This is a genomic window from Phycisphaerales bacterium (genome assembly GCA_040217175.1).
Taxonomy (GTDB): domain Bacteria; phylum Planctomycetota; class Phycisphaerae; order Phycisphaerales; family UBA1924; genus JAHCJI01.
This window is the reverse complement of record JAVJNT010000002.1, coordinates 816987-833141: the sequence shown is the minus strand read 5'-3', so window position 1 is coordinate 833141 and position 16155 is coordinate 816987. Positions and strand designations below refer to the sequence as shown.

Here is a 16155-nt window from a genome sequence, read left to right as displayed (position 1 = left end):
AGAGCGCGTGGGTCGCGAGCCAACTCGATTGTGCACGCCCTGTCCGCAACCGCCCGCCCCAAAACACCTATAACCCCCTAGCCGGTGCTCGCCGGCAGGAAGGGGCGTGGGATGGATGCGAAGTGGATGTTGGCGGCGATCGTGGGTCTTGGCGTGACGCTGGTAGCGCCGGGCACGCTACCCGGTGCGGCCCTCGTGTTGGCCCAAGAATCCGAAGCACGGGCCGAAGCACAGGCCGACGAAGACGACGAGATGCTGCAGGAGATGATGGTCTTCAGCATCCCGCGCGAGTCTGCAAACTTCTACGCCGATCTGATGGACCTCGACGAACTGCAGCGTGAAGTCGCCCTCGAGATGCATCGAGAGTACTTCGGCTCCTACCGCGACGCAGCCGTCAAGATGCGCGACGTCGTCCGTTCCATCGAAGAGTCGATGAGCGACGGCGAGACCGACTGGGAGAAGGTCGAGGCCATGATGGCCGACATGATGAAGGTCGCCGTCGGCTTCATCGAGCGCTCGGTGAACCTGGGCAATCAGTACGTCGACGACCTTGGCGCCCTTGCCGCGACCGAGGCCCAGCAGGCCGGCCATCAGCGCGTCGTCCGTACGCGGGCCCGCGAGATGGCCGTCGCGATGAGCTCGATGAACGGTGGCCTCGATAGCGGCATGATCGACCTCGTCGCGATCGGGCGCGGCATGGATCCGCCCGTGCTGCCGGCCGAGAACGCCACCGGCGATGCCGCCGCAGCACAACAAGCGTTGTACGAGTACGAGGTGGAGCTTGGCGAGCAGAGCGCCGCGTTCGTCGAACGCGCACTGACGGCGTTTCGCGAGATGGCCAAGGCGATGAGCGAGGGCAGCGAAGACGCCACGCTCGAGAGTCGCTTCGAGGACGAGCTCGAGGCAATGGCCAAGGGCATCTCGGCCGTCAACGAGCGGTATGCCCGCCGCGTGCACGCCATGCTGCCCAACGAACTCCGGGAGGCGTGGGATGCCGCCTACAAGCAGGCCCGCTGGCCCGAGGTGTACGCGCCGGGCGACGTCGACCGCGCCTTCGACGCGGCCCTCGCGCTGAGCGACCTGACCGAAGACCAGCGGGGCGCCATCGAGGCCACGATGAGCCAGTATGTACGAGAGGTCGAGCCGGCCAACAAGGCCTGGATCGACGCCGTCGCCGATCTCGATGAAGCGCGACAGGCACTGGGCGAGGACTCCGACCAGGACGACTGGATGGCGTACCAGGCTAAGAACGAGGCCGTGCAGCAGCGGCGGAGCGATCGCATGGCACTCGACGAGCGCTTCGTCGAGCGCGTGCTGGCCGTCCTGACGCCCGAGCAGCAAGAGGCCATGCCCGACGCCGCCGGCGGCGCCGTAGATGCCGACGCGGTGATTCGTGAGATGGGCGGGGGATGATCCATGCGATCGCTGTGTTCGGCCATCGTCGTCATCGCATCCAGCATCGCTGCCTTCGCCCAGGGCCTGGCCACCATCGATGCGAACGACGTTCGCCACTACGCCGAACTCCTCTCGCTCGACGAAGAGCAGGAGGCCGCCGCCATCGAGCACTACCGGGCGTATCGCGAAGAGATGCGAGCGGTGAGCGCGGCGCTGGAAGAGCGGCTCATGGATACGGCGGCCGCCGGCGCCCGGGATATCCGCGAGGGCCGGATCGCGACCGCGTATCTCAGGTCTTTCATGCGAGCAACCGCGGGCGGGGACGAGATCAACGAGCTCTTCGCCAGGCCGCAGCGACTCGAGCGCGAGCTCCTCGACGACGTCCTCGCACTCGCAACGACGCCCCAGCAGCGCGCGGGCATCGAACGGGTCGAGCGGGCGTGGTGGCGGAATCGCGCGGCCGCAGTCGACAGTCGGCGCGGCGATGGGGCCGACGTCATCGAGATGGCCCGACGATTGCGCTACGACGAGATCGAGCCCATCGCCGAAATCTTGCTCGAGTACGAGAACGCGATCGATCCGATTCGTCGTGCGCAGATCCTCGAAGTCCCGGATGAACTCCCCGAGGATCTCGCGGACCTCGAGCTCCAAGAGTCTGAGGAGAGCATGGACGTGCTCCAGCTTCGCGCCAAGAAGATCAACATCGAATTCGCCTCGCGGATCAAGGAAGCCCTGCCCGCCGACGATCACGACCGGTGGGATCGTGCCGTCCGCGAGGCGTTCTGGCCCGAGCCCTACCGGCGCAGCGGTCCGCAGATGGTCGTCAGGGCCCTGAGACTGAACCGCCGGCTCACGGACGAAGATCGCAATGAGCTCGAGTCCATCAGCACGCGGTACGAAGAGCAGGCCGCGTCGATCAATCGCGAATGGGCCTCCGCGATCGATGCCCAATTCGAGGCCTCGGCTGCCCTCGACTGGAGAGCCGAGCGCCGGGCCAGCGAGGCGATCTACGAGCACACGGAAGCACGCCGCGTCCTCGACGATGCCTTCGAACGCGAGCTCGCAGCGTTCGGCCGCGAGATCCGATCACGCCAATGAAAAACCGCCGGAAATTCCGGCGGTTGACGGCTGCTCGAGGGGAACCCGTGCCTACGCGACGGCCTTCTTGGCCATCCGCTCGGCGCTGGGCACCTTGACGTCCCAGGCGAGCCCCACCTTTTCCATTGCTTTGATGATCAGGTAGCTGCTGTCGAACTGCCACCACTTCAGCCCGTGCCGCGCGCTCGTGGGGAACGCGTGGTGGTTGTTGTGCCAGCCCTCGCCGAGCGCCAGCACGCCCACGATGGGGTTGTTGCGGCTCTCGTCGTGGCTCTGGAACGGCCGCGTGCCCCAGATGTGGCACACGCTGTTGACGCTCCACGTGATGTGATGCACGACGGCGATGCGGATAAGCCCGCCCCACACGAAGCCCAGGAACGCGCCCCACCAGCTCATCGTGATGAGCCCGCCGAGCACCGCCGGCAGCAGCAGGCTGACCGCCATCCACACCAGGAACATCCTGCTGAGCTTGCTAATGAGCGGATCGGCCTCGAGATCGGGAACGTACTTGCGCAGGTCGCGCCGCCCGCCAACCACCATCCAGCCCACGTGGCTCATGAAGAAGCCCTTGACGAGCCCCTTGAACCCCGAGCCGTGGCCGTGGGGAGAGTGGGGGTCGTGCTCGGCGTCGCTGTGCTGGTGGTGGCAGCGATGGTGGGCCACCCACGTGATGATCGGCCCCTCGCTGGCCATCGAGCCCAGCACGCCCAGGATGGTGGTCATGATGGGGCCGGTGCGGAACGACTTGTGCGTAAACAGCCGGTGATACCCGATGGTCACGCCAAAGCCCGTCAACAAGTAGAGCCCGGTCATGAGACCGAGCTCCGTCCAGCCCACCCCGCGACCCCAGGCGTACACGATCGCCCAAACGAGCATGCACAGCGGCACGAGTATGAAGATCAGGTTTGCGATGCGCTGCCCGAGCGGCAGCGGGCCGTAGTCCTCGACTTCGCGGACTCTGGCTGGGGCTGTAGCCCCGGCCGCGGCGTCTCGGCGGACGACCGCGGGGGTCGGAGATGGAATGGTTGTCATAAGTTCCCTTGTTTCGGGCGAGCCGCCCGATGGTCTTTAGCGACGGCCCCAGCCGCCGCCACCACCGCCGCCGCCGCCACGACCACCGCCGTAGCCGCCGCCACCGCCGCCGCCCCGGCCGCCGCCGAAGCCGCCGCGACCGCCGCCACCCTCGCGGGGCTTGGCCTCGTTCACGGTCAGCGGGCGTCCACCGAAGTCCTTGCCGTTGAGGCCCTCGAGCGCGTTGCGAGCCGCAGCATCGTCGTTCATCTCGACGAAGCCAAAGCCACGCGGGCGACCGGTCTCACGGTCCATGATGAGCGAGACGCTATCGACTTCGCCGAACTCGCCAAAAAGCTCCTGAAGAGCGCCCTCGGAGGTGTCATAGGGGAGGTTTCCAACATAAATCTTCACGGTTCCGACTCCTGCCCTGATGAGATGCATCCGAGAGAGACCTTCAGGGCAAGTCGCGTCGGAAGAGCGCGGCCGGCGATACCCCCAGGTTCGCCGCGCAGCGATCCAGTTCCAAGAGTAGCGACACCCTCAGGAGTGATCCAGTTGGGTCAAGCCCGGCCCCCGTCGGCGAATAGACTTGACAGTCGGGTTCCCCCGTGCGGCGCTCGAACGACCATCGAAAACCCACCTCACAGCGTTGGAGGGCGGCATGCGGGCCATCGTCACCGGCCAGATTGGGCTCGACAAGAAAAACTACCTCGACGAGGTCGCCGCCTTCGCGGGCCAGCAGGGGGAGAGCATCGAGCTCTTCAACGTCGGCGACCGGATGTACGCCGAAGCGCCCGACGTGCGCCCGGGCCGAATCCTCGACCTGCCGCTCAGCCGCCTGCACTCGCTCCGCCGCGCAGCGTTCAAGGACGTCATCAGCGAGAGCCGCGACCATCCCAACGTGCTCGTCAACACGCACGCGACCTTCCGCTGGCGGCACGGCCTGTTCAGCGCCTTCGACTTCGACCAGATCAACAAGCTCAAGCCCGACCTGTTCATCTGCCTGGTCGACAACATCGAGACCGTGCACGAGCGGCTGCACCGCGATCACGAGATCGACGCCACCATGAAGGACTGCATGGTCTGGCGAGAGGAAGAATTGCTCGCCACCGAACTCATGAGCCAGGCCGTCCCGGGCAGCGACTTCTACATCGTCAGCCGGGGCCGCCACGCCAGCACCGTGCGGACGATGTTCCGCCTGGTCTGCCGGCCCGACATGCGCAAGGTCTACCCCAGCTTCCCCATGAGCCACGTCGTCGACATGCCCGAGGTGCTGGCCGAGATCGACGCGTTCCGCGCCAAGCTGGCCGAGCAGTTCATCACCTTCGATCCGGGCGACGTCGACGAGAAGCTGCTGCTCGACCGAGCGCTCGAGGCCGCCCGCCAGGGCCAGGAGTTCTTCGACCACAAGCCCCACAGCTTCGGCGGCGGCAAGGCCAACGACAAGCCGCTCCGCGTCCGGACGCGTGAGGTCCTCGACATCGCCGGCGACATCGACGGCCAGATCTACATGCGCGACTTCAAGCTCATCGACCAGAGCGACATGATCGTGAGCTACATCCCCGAGCTGCCGGGCGGCATCCCGGGCCTCAGCAGCGGCGTCGAGCGAGAACTGCAGCACGCCTGGGAGCACACCAAGGAGGTCTACGTCGTCTGGCGGCCAGCCAAGGCCCCCAGCCCCTTCATCACCGAGACCGCCACCAGGATCTTCTCGACGGTCGAGGAAGCCGTCGCCCACTTCGACGAGGCGGGCATGTTTGCGCAGACGAACCTGTTCGGGCACTAGCAATGGACCAGCCCGACACGCGATCGCAATCATGGACCCCCGCGCTCGCCGCGACGATGATCGTGCGATTCGCCGGCGCCGCAAGCATCGTCCTCGCCGCGTTCTGGCTCTTGAGCTGGGGCCTCTATCGCATCGAGTACATGGCCGCCCGCATGCCAACCGACCAGGACTGGTACTACGGTCTCATGGTTCTGCGATATCTCGTGTTGGGCGGTCTGCTTTTGCTCTTCGAGCCCTCGTTCGCGCGGTGGCTCACCGGCGGTCCGCTGGGTAGCGGAGCGTCTCCGTGATCGGGCCCTCGGCCAACGACATCATCGCCGCGCGCTGGCGTGTGCGGATCGTGCTCCGCATGGCGACGCTGTTGCTCACGATCGTGGCGCTCGCGTGGATCGCCCTGCAGCTGCGAGAATTCCTCGAGGTCAGGCAAGTGGCGTCCGCCGGCTTCGGGCAGATGCCCCATCCGCTCGACTTCGAGTGGTTTGCCATCCCCGTCGTGCTCCTGATCGTCGCCGTGGTCTTCGCGCTCGTCGCCCGCTTCGGCCTCGCGATGATCGTCGACGTGCCGCGACCGAAGTGTCCGAAGTGCGGCTACGACCTGGACAAGCCGACGAGCGACAAGTGCCCCGAGTGCGGACTGCGGCTCGGCGCTTTGCGCGCCAACGATCCCGCGTGACCCAGCAGTCCCCCTACGAACGCATCGGTGCCGAGGGCTTCGACCGCCTTACCCGCGGCTTCTACGACGCCGTGCCATCGGACGACGTCCTCGGCCCGATGTACCGCCAGCACCTGGGAGACCAGCACGGCGTCGACCCCAACGACGATACCGCGCTCGAGCCATTCATGGAAGAGGCCCGCGTTCGGCTCCGCGACTTTCTGATTCAGCGATTCGGCGGGCCAACCACGTACAGCGACCAACGCGGCCATCCGCGCCTGCGCATGCGTCACATGCCGTTTGCCATCGACCACGCCGCCGCCGAGCGATGGCTCGAACTCATGTTCGCCTCGCTCGACGAACTGAGTCTTGAACCCGACCTCTACCGAGAGCTCCGCGTGTTCTTCACGCAAACGGCCCTCTTCATGGTCAACCGCTAGCGATGCGATCTGCGATGTTCCGCATTCGCGCACAAACAAGGGAGCGGTGAATGACGCTCGTTGCCATCGTGTACCACAGCGCCTTCGGTCACACGAAGAAGCAGGCCGAAGCCGTTGCCCAGGGCGTGAGGGACGCCGGCGCCGAAGTGGCGCTGCACTCGGCCGAGGAGTTCCCCGCCCCGGCAAAGAACGAGTATGCAGCGCCTTGGGATACTCTGGAACGTGCCGACGCCATCGTCTTTGGCTGCCCGACCTACATGGGCTCGGTCACGGCCGAGTTGAAGGTGTTCATGGAGAACAGCAGCGGCATCTGGTTCCAGCAGGGCTGGAAGGACAAGCTCGCGGGCGGCTTCAGCAACAGCGGCAGCCTCGCCGGAGATAAGCTCAACACCCTCCAGGACCTCATCTGCTTCGCGGGCCAGCACAGCATGCTGTGGGTGTCGCTTGGCATGATGCCGCCCGGAGATGCGACAGGCCGTCGACCGGACACGCCCAATCGCATGGGCGGCTTCCTCGGCGCCTACGCCCAGTCGGACAACCTTCCACCCGAGCAGTCACCGCCCTCGGGCGACCTCGAGACGGCGCGATTCTACGGATCGCGCATCGCGTCGCTGGCCGCTCGCATGGCCGAGACCTGATCGGCGAGCCGGCAAAACGCCTCCAGCGAGAGCTCCTCGGCTCGCTGGTCGGGCGAGACGCCCTCGGGTGGCTCCCGATCGCCGATCAACTCGCGCAATGGCTTGGCGATGCGCTTGCGGCGCTGCTGGAACAGCGCGGCGCACACGCCACTCAGTGCGTGAAGATCGCACATCGGCGCTGCACGCCGCCGCAGCACGAGCATCGAGCTGTCCACCTGCGGGCGCGGCCAGAAGCACGCCGGCGGAAGGTGGGCGATCTTCTCGACCTCGCACGCGGCCTGGGCGATGACCGAGATCGGGCCATAGTCCCGCGAGCCCGGCCCGGCCAGCAGTCGATCGCCCAGTTCCTTCTGGATCGTCACGCCCAGCACGTCGCAGCCCGGGTATTGCAGCAGCAGCGTCGACATCAACGGCGTTGCGCAGCCGTACGGCAGGTTCGCCACGAGCTTGATCGGTTCGTTACCAATCCACTCAACGATCGCCGGGTTGAGAGCCCGCTTGCCATCCAGGCAATCTCCGTGCACTAGCGACCAGTTCTCCCGACCGCCAAGCCGCTCGCGGAGAAGCTCCGAGAGCGCATCGTCGAGTTCGCACGACAGCACCCGCGCGCCCGTGTCGAGCAACGCCTCGGTCAGCGTCCCAGTTCCCGGCCCGACCTCCAGCACGCGATCGGCAGAGCCAACACCGCACGCCGCGACGAGCTTGAGGATCAGATTGTGGTCGGTCAGGAAGTTCTGCCCGAGAGATCGTTTCGGCCGAAGGCCACGCGATTCCATGAGCGCCTTGATCTCCGCGAGCGTCTGCACGCGATCACCACTCGCCGCTCAGGATGCGGTCGATGGTCAGCGCTACGCCGTGCTCGGCGCACGGCTCGGCGATGCGGTCGGCCTTGGCCTTCACGAAGTCCGGCGCCTCGCCCATCGCCACGCCCAGGGCCGCACCCTCGAGCATGTGCAGGTCGTTGGCCTGGTCTCCGATCGCCGCGATCCGATCGTGGGACACGCCCACGCGGTCGACCAGCTTCTGGAGCGCGCTCCACTTGTCGGCGCTGTGCGGGAAGACCTCCAGCACGTGCGGCGGCTCGGCGTCCTCGGGTACGTGCGTGCTCAGCGGAAACGCGTGGAACATCGCCAGCCCTGCGAGTTCGTTCGCGAGCGCCTCGCTCAGCTTGGCGACCTCCGACGCGGAACCCGACGCCACCGCCCGCACGCTGGGGATGTGGTGCATCGGACCTTCGCGACCGATGCAATAGGAGACGCCCATCGCTTCGTTCTTGTTCTTGTCGACCTTCCAGAGCTTCAGCACCGGGTGCAGCTCAGCGTCCGGGTCATCGCTTGCGGGCAAGATGACGTAGTCGTATCCCGCGTGGTCGCGTTCCTTCTGGATCATCATCGCCAGGTCGAGCCCGCTGGCGAGCTCGGTCACGCGGTCGATCAGCGAGCTCTCAAGAGACAGTCCATCCAGCGTCCGACGCTCCCGGCCGCAGGCGATCTGCGCGCCCCCCGACACCACCACCGGATCGAGCTGCTCGAGCATGTCGAGCACGGCGTGGCACTCGCTCAGTACCCGGCCCGTGCAGATCGTGACCCCGATGCCCGCCCGCCGCGCACGCCAGACGGCCTCCAGGTTCTCCTGCGAGACCGCGCCCGTCCGGCCCACGAGCGTGCCGTCCAGGTCGATGGCGATGAGGTCATAGTGCGATGGCATCGAGCAATCGTTGGCGCGCGGCCGACGACCTGCCCGTGTGCGCTGGGAGCCCCGAAGTAACCGATGGTGGGGTGTGCTCGCCCGCGACGACACGCCCGCCATGCTCATCGCCATGCCCCAGGGGCTGGGCGTCAACGGCGTGGTGAGCTGGGCCCTACGCCTCGCTGGCGTCATGGCCGATCGAGGCTGGCGAGTCGTCATCGCCGCGCACCGCGAGCCCAAGGGCCATGCCCGCGTCGACCATGCGCTCCACGCGGGCGTCGAGCTTGCCGATCTCCGCCACCTTCCGCCCATCGACACGCCCGGCATCTCCCTCGCACCCTTCGTCGAGGAATATCGAACCGCCCTCGAATCGCTCGGCTGGTCAAGGCAGCGGCCGGCCATCGTGCTGCCCAGCCTCGAGGCGAACTGCTACGCCGCCGCCGCGGCGCTCGCCTCCACGCACGGCGACCGCCTCCGCGTCATCGGCTGGCAGCACAGCGACAACCCGTTCGACGCATCGATGCTGCAGAACTACGAGCCGATGTTCTCGGCCGTCGCCTGCGTCAGCCAGCACATCACCACGAAGCTGCGACAACGCCTGCCCTGGAGATCGGCCGACGTCCACCGCATCCCGTACGGCGTCGAGCTTGGCGAGCCACCCGAGACCCGCGAGCAGCGTCCCATCGAGCTCATCTACCCCGGCCGCATGGAGCACGAGGCCCGCCGCGTCGGCGTGCTGTGCGAGGTCGCCCGGCTCCTGCACGACGACGGCGTGCCACACCGGCTCACGCTCGTTGGCGATGGTCCAGCCGCTGCCGAGGTCGACCAGCGGCTCGATGGCCTGCCGAATGCGCGCCGGCTCGACGGCCTGCCCCGGAGCGAGCTGCGTCCCAAGATCGCCGCCGCCGACGCACTGCTACTGACCTCACGCTACGAGGGGCTCAACGTCGCGATGCTGGAAGCAATGGCCAGCGGCGTCGCGCCCATCGTCACGCGCGTCGAGTCGGGCGCCGCCGAGGCCATCGAGCACGGCGTCTCGGGCCTGCTCATCGAGGCCGGCTATCACGAGGGCGAGCACGCCATCGCCCGACGCATGACCGACGCCATCGCGTTGCTCGCTACTGATCGGAACATGCTCGACGCCATGCGCGCCGCGGCCTACGAGCGGGCGGCCCAGCGATACAGCCTCGGCGTCCACGGCGAGGCCTGCGAAGAGCTCTTCACGAGCACCCTCGCCGCCGAGCCCCGCTGGTGGCCGCTCGACCGCCCATGCACGCTCGTATCCGATCACGCCGCGTCGCCCAGCAGCAGCGTGCCCCCCGATGCAACCGAGCGCGCCGCCAGGGCCATCGCCGCCATCGAAGGTCCCATCGCCATCTACGGCGCCGGCCGCCACACCCTGGCCCTCGCCGAGGTGCTCGCACGCGCCAACGTCGTCTGCATCATCGACGACGACCCGAAGAACCACGGCACCACGCTGTGGGGCTGGCCGGTGGTGGGGCTAGATCAGGTTTCTCCCGGCACGAGCGTCCTGGTTTCATCCTTCATCCATCAAGACGCGATGGAACAACGACTCCACACGCGCGGCCTGGAAGCGATCACGCTCTACGAACTCGCCGACGGCGCGGGATCCTGTTCGTCGTAGCCCGGCTCCGTCCCGTAGAGCGCGTTCATGCCACGCTCGGTCAGCGTCCGCGGATCGGACATGAACCAGAACACGAGGCCGTGCAGGAAGCTCACGACCCCCAGCATGCCGAGCCAGCCCCACCACGGCACCGGCGGCCTGAAGATGAGCAGCACGAGTAGCGTGCCGAACACGAAGACCTGGAGCAGGCGGATGAGCTGCATCGTCTTCGACGCGTTGCGCACGAACAAGCCCAGCAAGAGCAGCGGCGCGCACATGCCGACGATGATCGGCACGCTCACCATCGCGAGGGCGAAGACGGTGACGAGCGTGTTGCCCGCCGCCATCGACCCCTTGACGACGATGTACACGAAGATGCAAAGCAGCGCCGTGTTCGAGATGGCCCGGGCCGGGCCCACGTTGCGAATGTAGTGGCGATACCGCGTGATCAACCAAGGCCCCCCGATCGCCGGCTCAATACACCCGATCTTCCTTGCCGATCCCAAGCGCCGGCCGCACGTCGACCTGCACGAGCGTCTCTTCCTGGATCTTCTTCGCGTCCTCGTCGTCCACGTAATCGCTGTGGCACGCGGCCTTGCCGTCGTCATCGCCGGGCTTCACGCCCTTCTTGACCTTGCTGGCCAGCTTGTGGATCTCCTCGGGCTTGAGGTAGCCGCGCTGCTCGAGGATCTTCTGCTGCTCCTCGCTCAGCGCCGCGCTCTTGACCGGCTTGCCGCGCTCGAAGCCCTCGGCCTTGCCGCTGGCGAACTCCTGGATCTCCTTGCTGATGCGCACCGAGCACCAGTCGTGGCCGCACATGGCGCAGAAGTCGGTGTCGACGTCCAGGTCCTCATCGTGGTACGCCCGGGCGGTGTCGGTGTCGAAGGCAAGCTCGAAGTGCTTTTCCCAGTTGAGCGCGGCGCGGGCCCGCGTCAGCTCGTCGTCCCACACGCGCGACTCTGGGATGCCCAGCGCCACGTCGGCGGCGTGCGCGGCGATCTTGTACGCCACGCAGCCCTCCTTCACGTCGCCCTTCTTGGGCAGGCCAAGGTGCTCCTTGGGCGTCACGTAGCACAGCATGCTCGCGCCGTGGTACGCCGCGTTGGTTGCGCCGATGCAGCTCGTGATGTGGTCGTACCCCGGGAACACGTCGGTCACCAGCGGCCCGAGCACGTAGAACGGCGCGCCGTGGCACAGCCGCCGCTGCAGCTTCATGTTGTACTCGATCTGGTCGAGCGGCACGTGGCCCGGCCCCTCGACCATCACCTGCACGCCGTGCCGCCACGCGCGCTCGGTCAGCTCCCCGATGGTCTCCAGCTCGGCCAGCTGCGCGTCGTCGGTCGCGTCGGCCAGCCCGCCGGGCCGCATGCCGTCGCCGATCGAGAACGTCACGTCGTGGCGACGCATCAGTTCGCAGATGTCATCCCACATCGTGTACATCAGGTTGTCGCGGTTCTTCTCGAGCATCCACTTGGCCAGCAGGCTGCCGCCGCGAGACACGATGCCGATGAGCCGGTTCTTGACGTACTTGAGGTCCTTCTTCCGCACCCCGGCGTGGATCGTGAAGTAATCGACGCCCTGCTTGGCCTGGTGCTCGAGCGTCTCGAGGACCACCTGCTCGTCCAGATCGGTCAGCTTCCGGCCGATGATCATGCTGTAGATTGGCACGGTGCCGATCGGCACGGTCGAGTTCCGCAGGATCGCTTTGCGGCACTCGTCCAGGTCGCCGCCGGTGGACAGATCCATCACCGTGTCAGCGCCCCACTTCTCGGCCCACTTGAGCTTCTCGACCTCCTCGTCGGTGCCGCTCGACACGGGCGACGCGCCCATGTTCGCATTGATCTTGGTCTTCGTCGCCCGGCCAATGGCCATCGGGTCGAGGTTGTACTTCAGGTGCGTCAGGTTCGCGGGAATCACGAGCCGACCGACGGCCACCTCGTCGCGCACCTGCTCGGGCGTCAGGTGCCCCTCACGCTCGGCCACGCGCCGCATCTGCTCCGTCACCGTGCCCAGCCGCGCATGCTCGAGCTGCGTGATGGGCTCGAAGCCCTCGGGCGCGACGCACCTGACATACACGCCAACATCGGGCTTGTTATGCCCGCCGCAGCCGGTCTCGTGATCGCCCGCCGCCTCGATCGTCCAGCCATCGGGCAGGAAGTTCCACGCCGTAAACGGACTCGCCTCGGGCATGCCCGGCGTGTCGGGCGAGCTGAACGTCAGCGGCTTGCCGACTTCCGCCTTGTTTGCGAAGCTTCCCGGCGTGGTGACGCCGGCGTCCCCCGGGTTGCCCGCCCCGCGCGTCGGCACGGCAAACCGTGCGGTGGGGGTGTCCGCCTGCGGGTTGGCTCCCAGGCCGTACACGCGTGCATCGTCGCCGCTGGTCTTCGATGTGCTGCTGGTATCGAACGTCGTCATGGCGCATTCCCTCCGCCGGCATGACCCGGATCAGGTGGTGCGGGTGCATCTCAGCCCCATAGCCGATGGGGCGCCCCGAGCGAGCAGGATGGTAGCTGGCCCCCGGGCCTCGCCGCCCTACGGGAAGACCGCCGCGTCGACCCAGTGCATTACGCTGCCCGTTGGCAGGTCCGCGACCCCCACGTGCCGCAGCATGTTGATCATCTGGGCCCGGTGGTGCATGCTGTGCGTCGTCACGTGCACCAGGATGTGGGCCCGCGTGAACCGCCGCACCGAGTCGCCCCGCGGCCGCTCGATGACCTCGTCGAGCGGGAACTTGCCGGCAATCTCGGCCCAGTCGTCGTGCAGCTCCGTTGTGAGTGCTCCGAGCTGGTCCATCGTGTACGGCCCCTCGTCGGGCAGCCACGCCCGCCTGGGCCGGTTCGCGTAGACGTCGGCCCAGCCACGCAGGGCGCCAAGATCGTGCTCGTACGTCGCACGGATCGAACCCAGGCCCATCTCGAACTGCCGGTCGAGCTGCTCGGGCGTGAGCCCACGCATCGCGTTGAGGATTTCAATGTCGGCCGACCGGCAGTGTGCGAGGAGGATGCCGATGGCGTCGGCCTTGACGTCGCTGGCGTCGATCACCGCGCGATCTCCACCGCGCGCGTCTCGCGCAGCACCGTCACCCGAATCTCGCCGGGGAAGGTCATCTCGTCGGCCACCCGCTTGGCGATCTGCGTGGCGATGTAGTGCGCCTCGTCGTCGCTCACCTTCTTGGCGTCCACCATCACGCGGACCTCACGCCCCGCCTGCACGGCATACGCCTCCACCACGCCCTTGTGACCCTTGGCGATGTCCTGCAGGTCGTTCAATCGCTGGATGTACAGCTCCATCGACTCGCGCCGCGCGCCGGGCCGGGCGCCACTGAGCGCGTCGGCCGCCATCACGATGGGCGTGTAGAAGCTCGTCGAGGGGATGTCGCCGTGGTGCCCGCCGATGGCGTTGAGCACGGGCTCCTTCTCGCCGTACCGCTTGGCGAAGTCCATGCCGATCTTGGGGTGCCCGCCCTCCATCTCGTGGTCCATCGCCTTGCCGATGTCGTGCAGGAAGCCACACCGGCGAGCCAGCTTGCCATTCAACCCGAGTTGGTCGGCGATGATCTGGCTGAACGTCGCGACCTCGATGGAGTGGGCCAGCACGTTCTGGCCATAGCTCGTGCGGTAGTGCAGCTTGCCCATGGCCTCGATGACCTTGGCGTGCAGCCCGCCGATCTTGACCTCCATCTGCGCATCCTTGCCGTGCTTGCGGATGCGCTCGTCGAACTCGGCCCGGACCTTCTCGACCGTCTCCTCGATCCGCGTGGGATGCATCCGCCCGTCGGCGATCAGCCGCTCGAGTGCCTCCACCGCGATCGACTGCCGCACCTTGTCGAAGCACGACACCGTGATGACGCCCGGCGTGTCGTCCACGATGATGTCCACTCCGGTCATCTTCTCGATGGCCCGGATGTTCCGGCCCTCGCGGCCGATGATCCGGCCCTTCATCTGGTCGTTGGGGATGGCCACCGATCGCACCAGGTGCTCGCTCGCGAACTCGCCGGCAAACCGCTGGGCCGCCTGCAGCAGGATCTCCGTCGACCGCTCGCGGGCCTGGTTCTCGGCTTCTTCGGTGATCTTCCGGGCCACCGCCGCCGCCTCGTGCCGCGAGTCTTCCGAGACCCGGTCGATGTACGCCTCGCGGGCCTCCTCGGGCGTCATGCCGGCCACCTCGGCCAGCGCCCTGGTCTGCCGCTCGATGAGCGTCTCCAACTCGCCCGCACGCGCCTCGAGCTTCTCGTCGCGATCGCGCAGCTCGCGGTCGCGCTTGTCGGCCTGCTTCTCGCGATCGCCCAGCCGAGACTCGGCCTTGTCGAGCGAGGACTCGCGCTTCGAGAGCTCCTTGTCCTCCTGCCGCAGCCGCTTGCGCTCGGCGTCGAGCTCTTCGTCGACCTCGCGGAGCCGCTGGTGCACGCGTTTCTCGGCGTCGGCCTCGGCCTTGCTCAGGATCGCCTCGGACTCGGTCTGTGCCCGCTCGGTGATGGAGCCGGCTTCCGTGCGCGCCTGCGACAGGGTCCTGGAGATCAACCGGCCGTGCGCGAACACGCCCAGTATGACGCCAAGCACCACGCCGCCGAGTCCGATCAGGATGGAAACGAGTTCGGGCATCGCGGCGGCTCAAGCAAACAGGCGTACGTCGCACGCCCGAGCCGGCACGGTGTCTCACGAACAATCGCCCTACGACGCAACCGCCGAACGGGCGGCGTCGCGTCTGCTGGCCTTGTTGGCACCACCGTCGGTCCGGTGGCCGTGAACGCGGGGAACGACAATCGCCGGTCGCCGCGAAAGATCAGGGTGATGTTCGAACCGCGTCGGTCGAGCGTCGGACGGGTCTTCCCCGGCCGTCCGAGTATAGCAGAACCCCAACCGCACGGTTGCGATCTGTACGCAGGCTCCACGCCGCCCTTGCCATAAGAACGATTCTAAAGAAGTGGGATTAGCCGGCCTGCCGGGCACGTTGCATGCCCGTGACGCGCGCCACGTACCCGGTAATCTGCCGAACGATGAAGTCGCGATGCTCCGCGTGCAGCGAGAAGTCGAACGCGAAACCAAGGTGCAGGTTCTGCGAGCTGTCCAGGTGCTGGTGCACGCATCGGGCCGTTACCGCCAGCGGCCCGGGCATGTCGCTGCCCAGCGACAATCGCAGCCAGTAGCGGCCGCTCGAATCGAAGCTCGGCCGAGACGCCGGCGGCACCAACAACCCCGCGCCGCCGCCGCCCACGTTCACCAGTTGTCCCTGGAACGCGCCCGCGACCTCGGGCATCAGCGCGACCGGTGCCTCCAGCCCGCCCGATGATCCGGTCGGCGCGCCGTCCTCGAACGGAATCCGACTGGCAACCTCGGCCGCCACCGAGGTCTCGGCATCGACCAGGCGCCAGCCCTGCACCAGCGGCAGACTGAAGCCAGCCGTGCTCGCGCGATAGAAGTTGCGGCGCAGGCAACGCTCGACCAGCGTCGGCGCTGCAACGTGCAGCAGGCCCCGCATGTCGCCGGCCGACGGCTCGATCGACCGCGTGCGGAACATCCAGCGGTTCTGGCCGATCGACATCCCCACGATCAAGCCGAGCCCGGGCTCCAGACGCATGGTCTGCCCGAGCGCCACGGGCTGCTCCAGCACGAGCCGCTCGTCGTCGATGCCCAGCAACCGGACGCGCCACACGAGGTTGGCCATGCCCACCGCCGACGAATCGCCAACGTCGACGCTCACCTCGAGCGAACCGCCACGGTCACGGATCTGGCACAGGCAATCACGCCAACGCTCGGTGCGGGATCGGTTCGTGTTCATGGATCGGGCCTCCGGCTCCGGCCTGCGACCGGCCACCACGA

General features: G+C 67.3%; 17 protein-coding genes and 1 riboswitch. Of the genes, 8 read left to right on the top strand and 9 right to left on the bottom strand.

Annotation, left to right across the window (positions count from 1 at the left end):
• Positions 1–111: 111 nt before the first annotated feature.
• Together RIA68_10720 and RIA68_10715 are read left to right on the top strand one after the other, a co-directional pair.
• Entirely contained in the window at positions 112–1413 is a 1302-nt protein-coding gene (locus RIA68_10720; GenBank protein MEQ8317917.1) for a hypothetical protein, read from the top strand.
• A gap of 3 nt (positions 1414–1416) precedes the next feature.
• Entirely contained in the window at positions 1417–2493 is a 1077-nt protein-coding gene (locus RIA68_10715) for a hypothetical protein (GenBank protein MEQ8317916.1), read from the top strand.
• A 51-nt stretch (positions 2494–2544) separates the two neighbouring features.
• Here RIA68_10715 and RIA68_10710 read toward each other — a convergent pair whose 3' ends face one another.
• Together RIA68_10710 and RIA68_10705 are read right to left on the bottom strand one after the other, a co-directional pair.
• Entirely contained in the window at positions 2545–3525 is a 981-nt protein-coding gene (locus tag RIA68_10710; GenBank protein ID MEQ8317915.1) for a fatty acid desaturase, read from the bottom strand.
• Positions 3526–3561: 36 nt separating this feature from the next.
• Positions 3562–3918 (bottom strand): RNA-binding protein, encoded by a 357-nt coding sequence (locus tag RIA68_10705; protein MEQ8317914.1) that lies wholly within the window; start codon positions 3916–3918, stop codon positions 3562–3564.
• Positions 3919–4168: 250 nt separating this feature from the next.
• Between RIA68_10705 and RIA68_10700 the strand changes: the two genes are divergently transcribed.
• Genes RIA68_10700 through RIA68_10680 form a run of 5 tightly spaced genes read left to right on the top strand, consistent with a single transcriptional unit; the run spans position 4169 to position 7023 of the window.
• The gene (locus RIA68_10700) at positions 4169–5293 is read left to right on the top strand and encodes an ATP-binding protein (protein MEQ8317913.1); all 1125 of its coding nucleotides are present in this window, start codon (positions 4169–4171) and stop codon (positions 5291–5293) included.
• Between the two features lie 2 nt (positions 5294–5295).
• Positions 5296–5583: a hypothetical protein gene (locus tag RIA68_10695; GenBank protein ID MEQ8317912.1), complete on the top strand. Its 288-nt coding sequence runs from the start codon at positions 5296–5298 to the stop codon at positions 5581–5583.
• Positions 5580–5966 carry a zinc ribbon domain-containing protein gene (locus RIA68_10690; protein MEQ8317911.1) on the top strand — a complete coding sequence of 129 codons (387 nt, stop codon included), beginning with the start codon at positions 5580–5582 and terminating at the stop codon, positions 5964–5966. The genes RIA68_10695 and RIA68_10690 overlap by 4 nt, the downstream gene beginning before the upstream one ends.
• Entirely contained in the window at positions 5963–6385 is a 423-nt protein-coding gene (locus tag RIA68_10685) for a globin (GenBank protein MEQ8317910.1), read from the top strand. The genes RIA68_10690 and RIA68_10685 overlap by 4 nt, the downstream gene beginning before the upstream one ends.
• A 50-nt stretch (positions 6386–6435) precedes the next feature.
• On the top strand, positions 6436–7023 hold the full coding sequence (locus RIA68_10680) for a flavodoxin family protein (protein ID MEQ8317909.1): 588 nt from the start codon (positions 6436–6438) through the stop codon (positions 7021–7023).
• On the opposite strand, the gene rsmA is transcribed toward RIA68_10680, so the two are convergent.
• Together rsmA and RIA68_10670 are read right to left on the bottom strand one after the other, a co-directional pair.
• Complete coding sequence (rsmA, locus tag RIA68_10675; protein MEQ8317908.1) at positions 6975–7829, bottom strand: 16S rRNA (adenine(1518)-N(6)/adenine(1519)-N(6))-dimethyltransferase RsmA; 855 nt, start codon at positions 7827–7829, stop codon at positions 6975–6977. The two genes, RIA68_10680 and rsmA, sit on opposite strands and share 49 nt — an antisense overlap.
• Positions 7830–7833: 4 nt before the next feature.
• Entirely contained in the window at positions 7834–8730 is an 897-nt protein-coding gene (locus tag RIA68_10670) for an HAD hydrolase family protein (protein ID MEQ8317907.1), read from the bottom strand.
• Between the two features lie 73 nt (positions 8731–8803).
• On the opposite strand from RIA68_10670, the gene RIA68_10665 reads away from it, so the two are divergent.
• Positions 8804–10357, top strand: coding sequence for a glycosyltransferase (locus RIA68_10665; GenBank protein MEQ8317906.1), 1554 nt, complete (start codon positions 8804–8806; stop codon positions 10355–10357).
• Here the strand turns inward: RIA68_10665 and RIA68_10660 are convergent.
• The 5 genes from RIA68_10660 to RIA68_10640 all read right to left on the bottom strand — a co-directional run bounded on the left by RIA68_10660 (position 10318) and on the right by RIA68_10640 (position 16114).
• On the bottom strand, positions 10318–10788 hold the full coding sequence (locus RIA68_10660) for a hypothetical protein (GenBank protein ID MEQ8317905.1): 471 nt from the start codon (positions 10786–10788) through the stop codon (positions 10318–10320). The two genes, RIA68_10665 and RIA68_10660, sit on opposite strands and share 40 nt — an antisense overlap.
• 22 nt (positions 10789–10810) lie before the next feature.
• A complete protein-coding gene (gene thiC / locus RIA68_10655) occupies positions 10811–12751 on the bottom strand; it encodes a phosphomethylpyrimidine synthase ThiC (protein MEQ8317904.1) in 1941 nt (646 codons plus the stop codon).
• Positions 12741–12839, bottom strand: a riboswitch (TPP riboswitch). It overlaps the preceding gene by 11 nt.
• A 29-nt stretch (positions 12840–12868) precedes the next feature.
• Entirely contained in the window at positions 12869–13378 is a 510-nt protein-coding gene (locus tag RIA68_10650; protein MEQ8317903.1) for a DinB family protein, read from the bottom strand.
• Positions 13375–14937 carry a ribonuclease Y gene (gene rny / locus RIA68_10645; GenBank protein MEQ8317902.1) on the bottom strand — a complete coding sequence of 521 codons (1563 nt, stop codon included), beginning with the start codon at positions 14935–14937 and terminating at the stop codon, positions 13375–13377. The genes RIA68_10650 and rny overlap by 4 nt, the downstream gene beginning before the upstream one ends.
• 328 nt (positions 14938–15265) lie before the next feature.
• Positions 15266–16114 (bottom strand): PilZ domain-containing protein, encoded by an 849-nt coding sequence (locus RIA68_10640; GenBank protein MEQ8317901.1) that lies wholly within the window; start codon positions 16112–16114, stop codon positions 15266–15268.
• Positions 16115–16155: the final 41 nt, after the last annotated feature.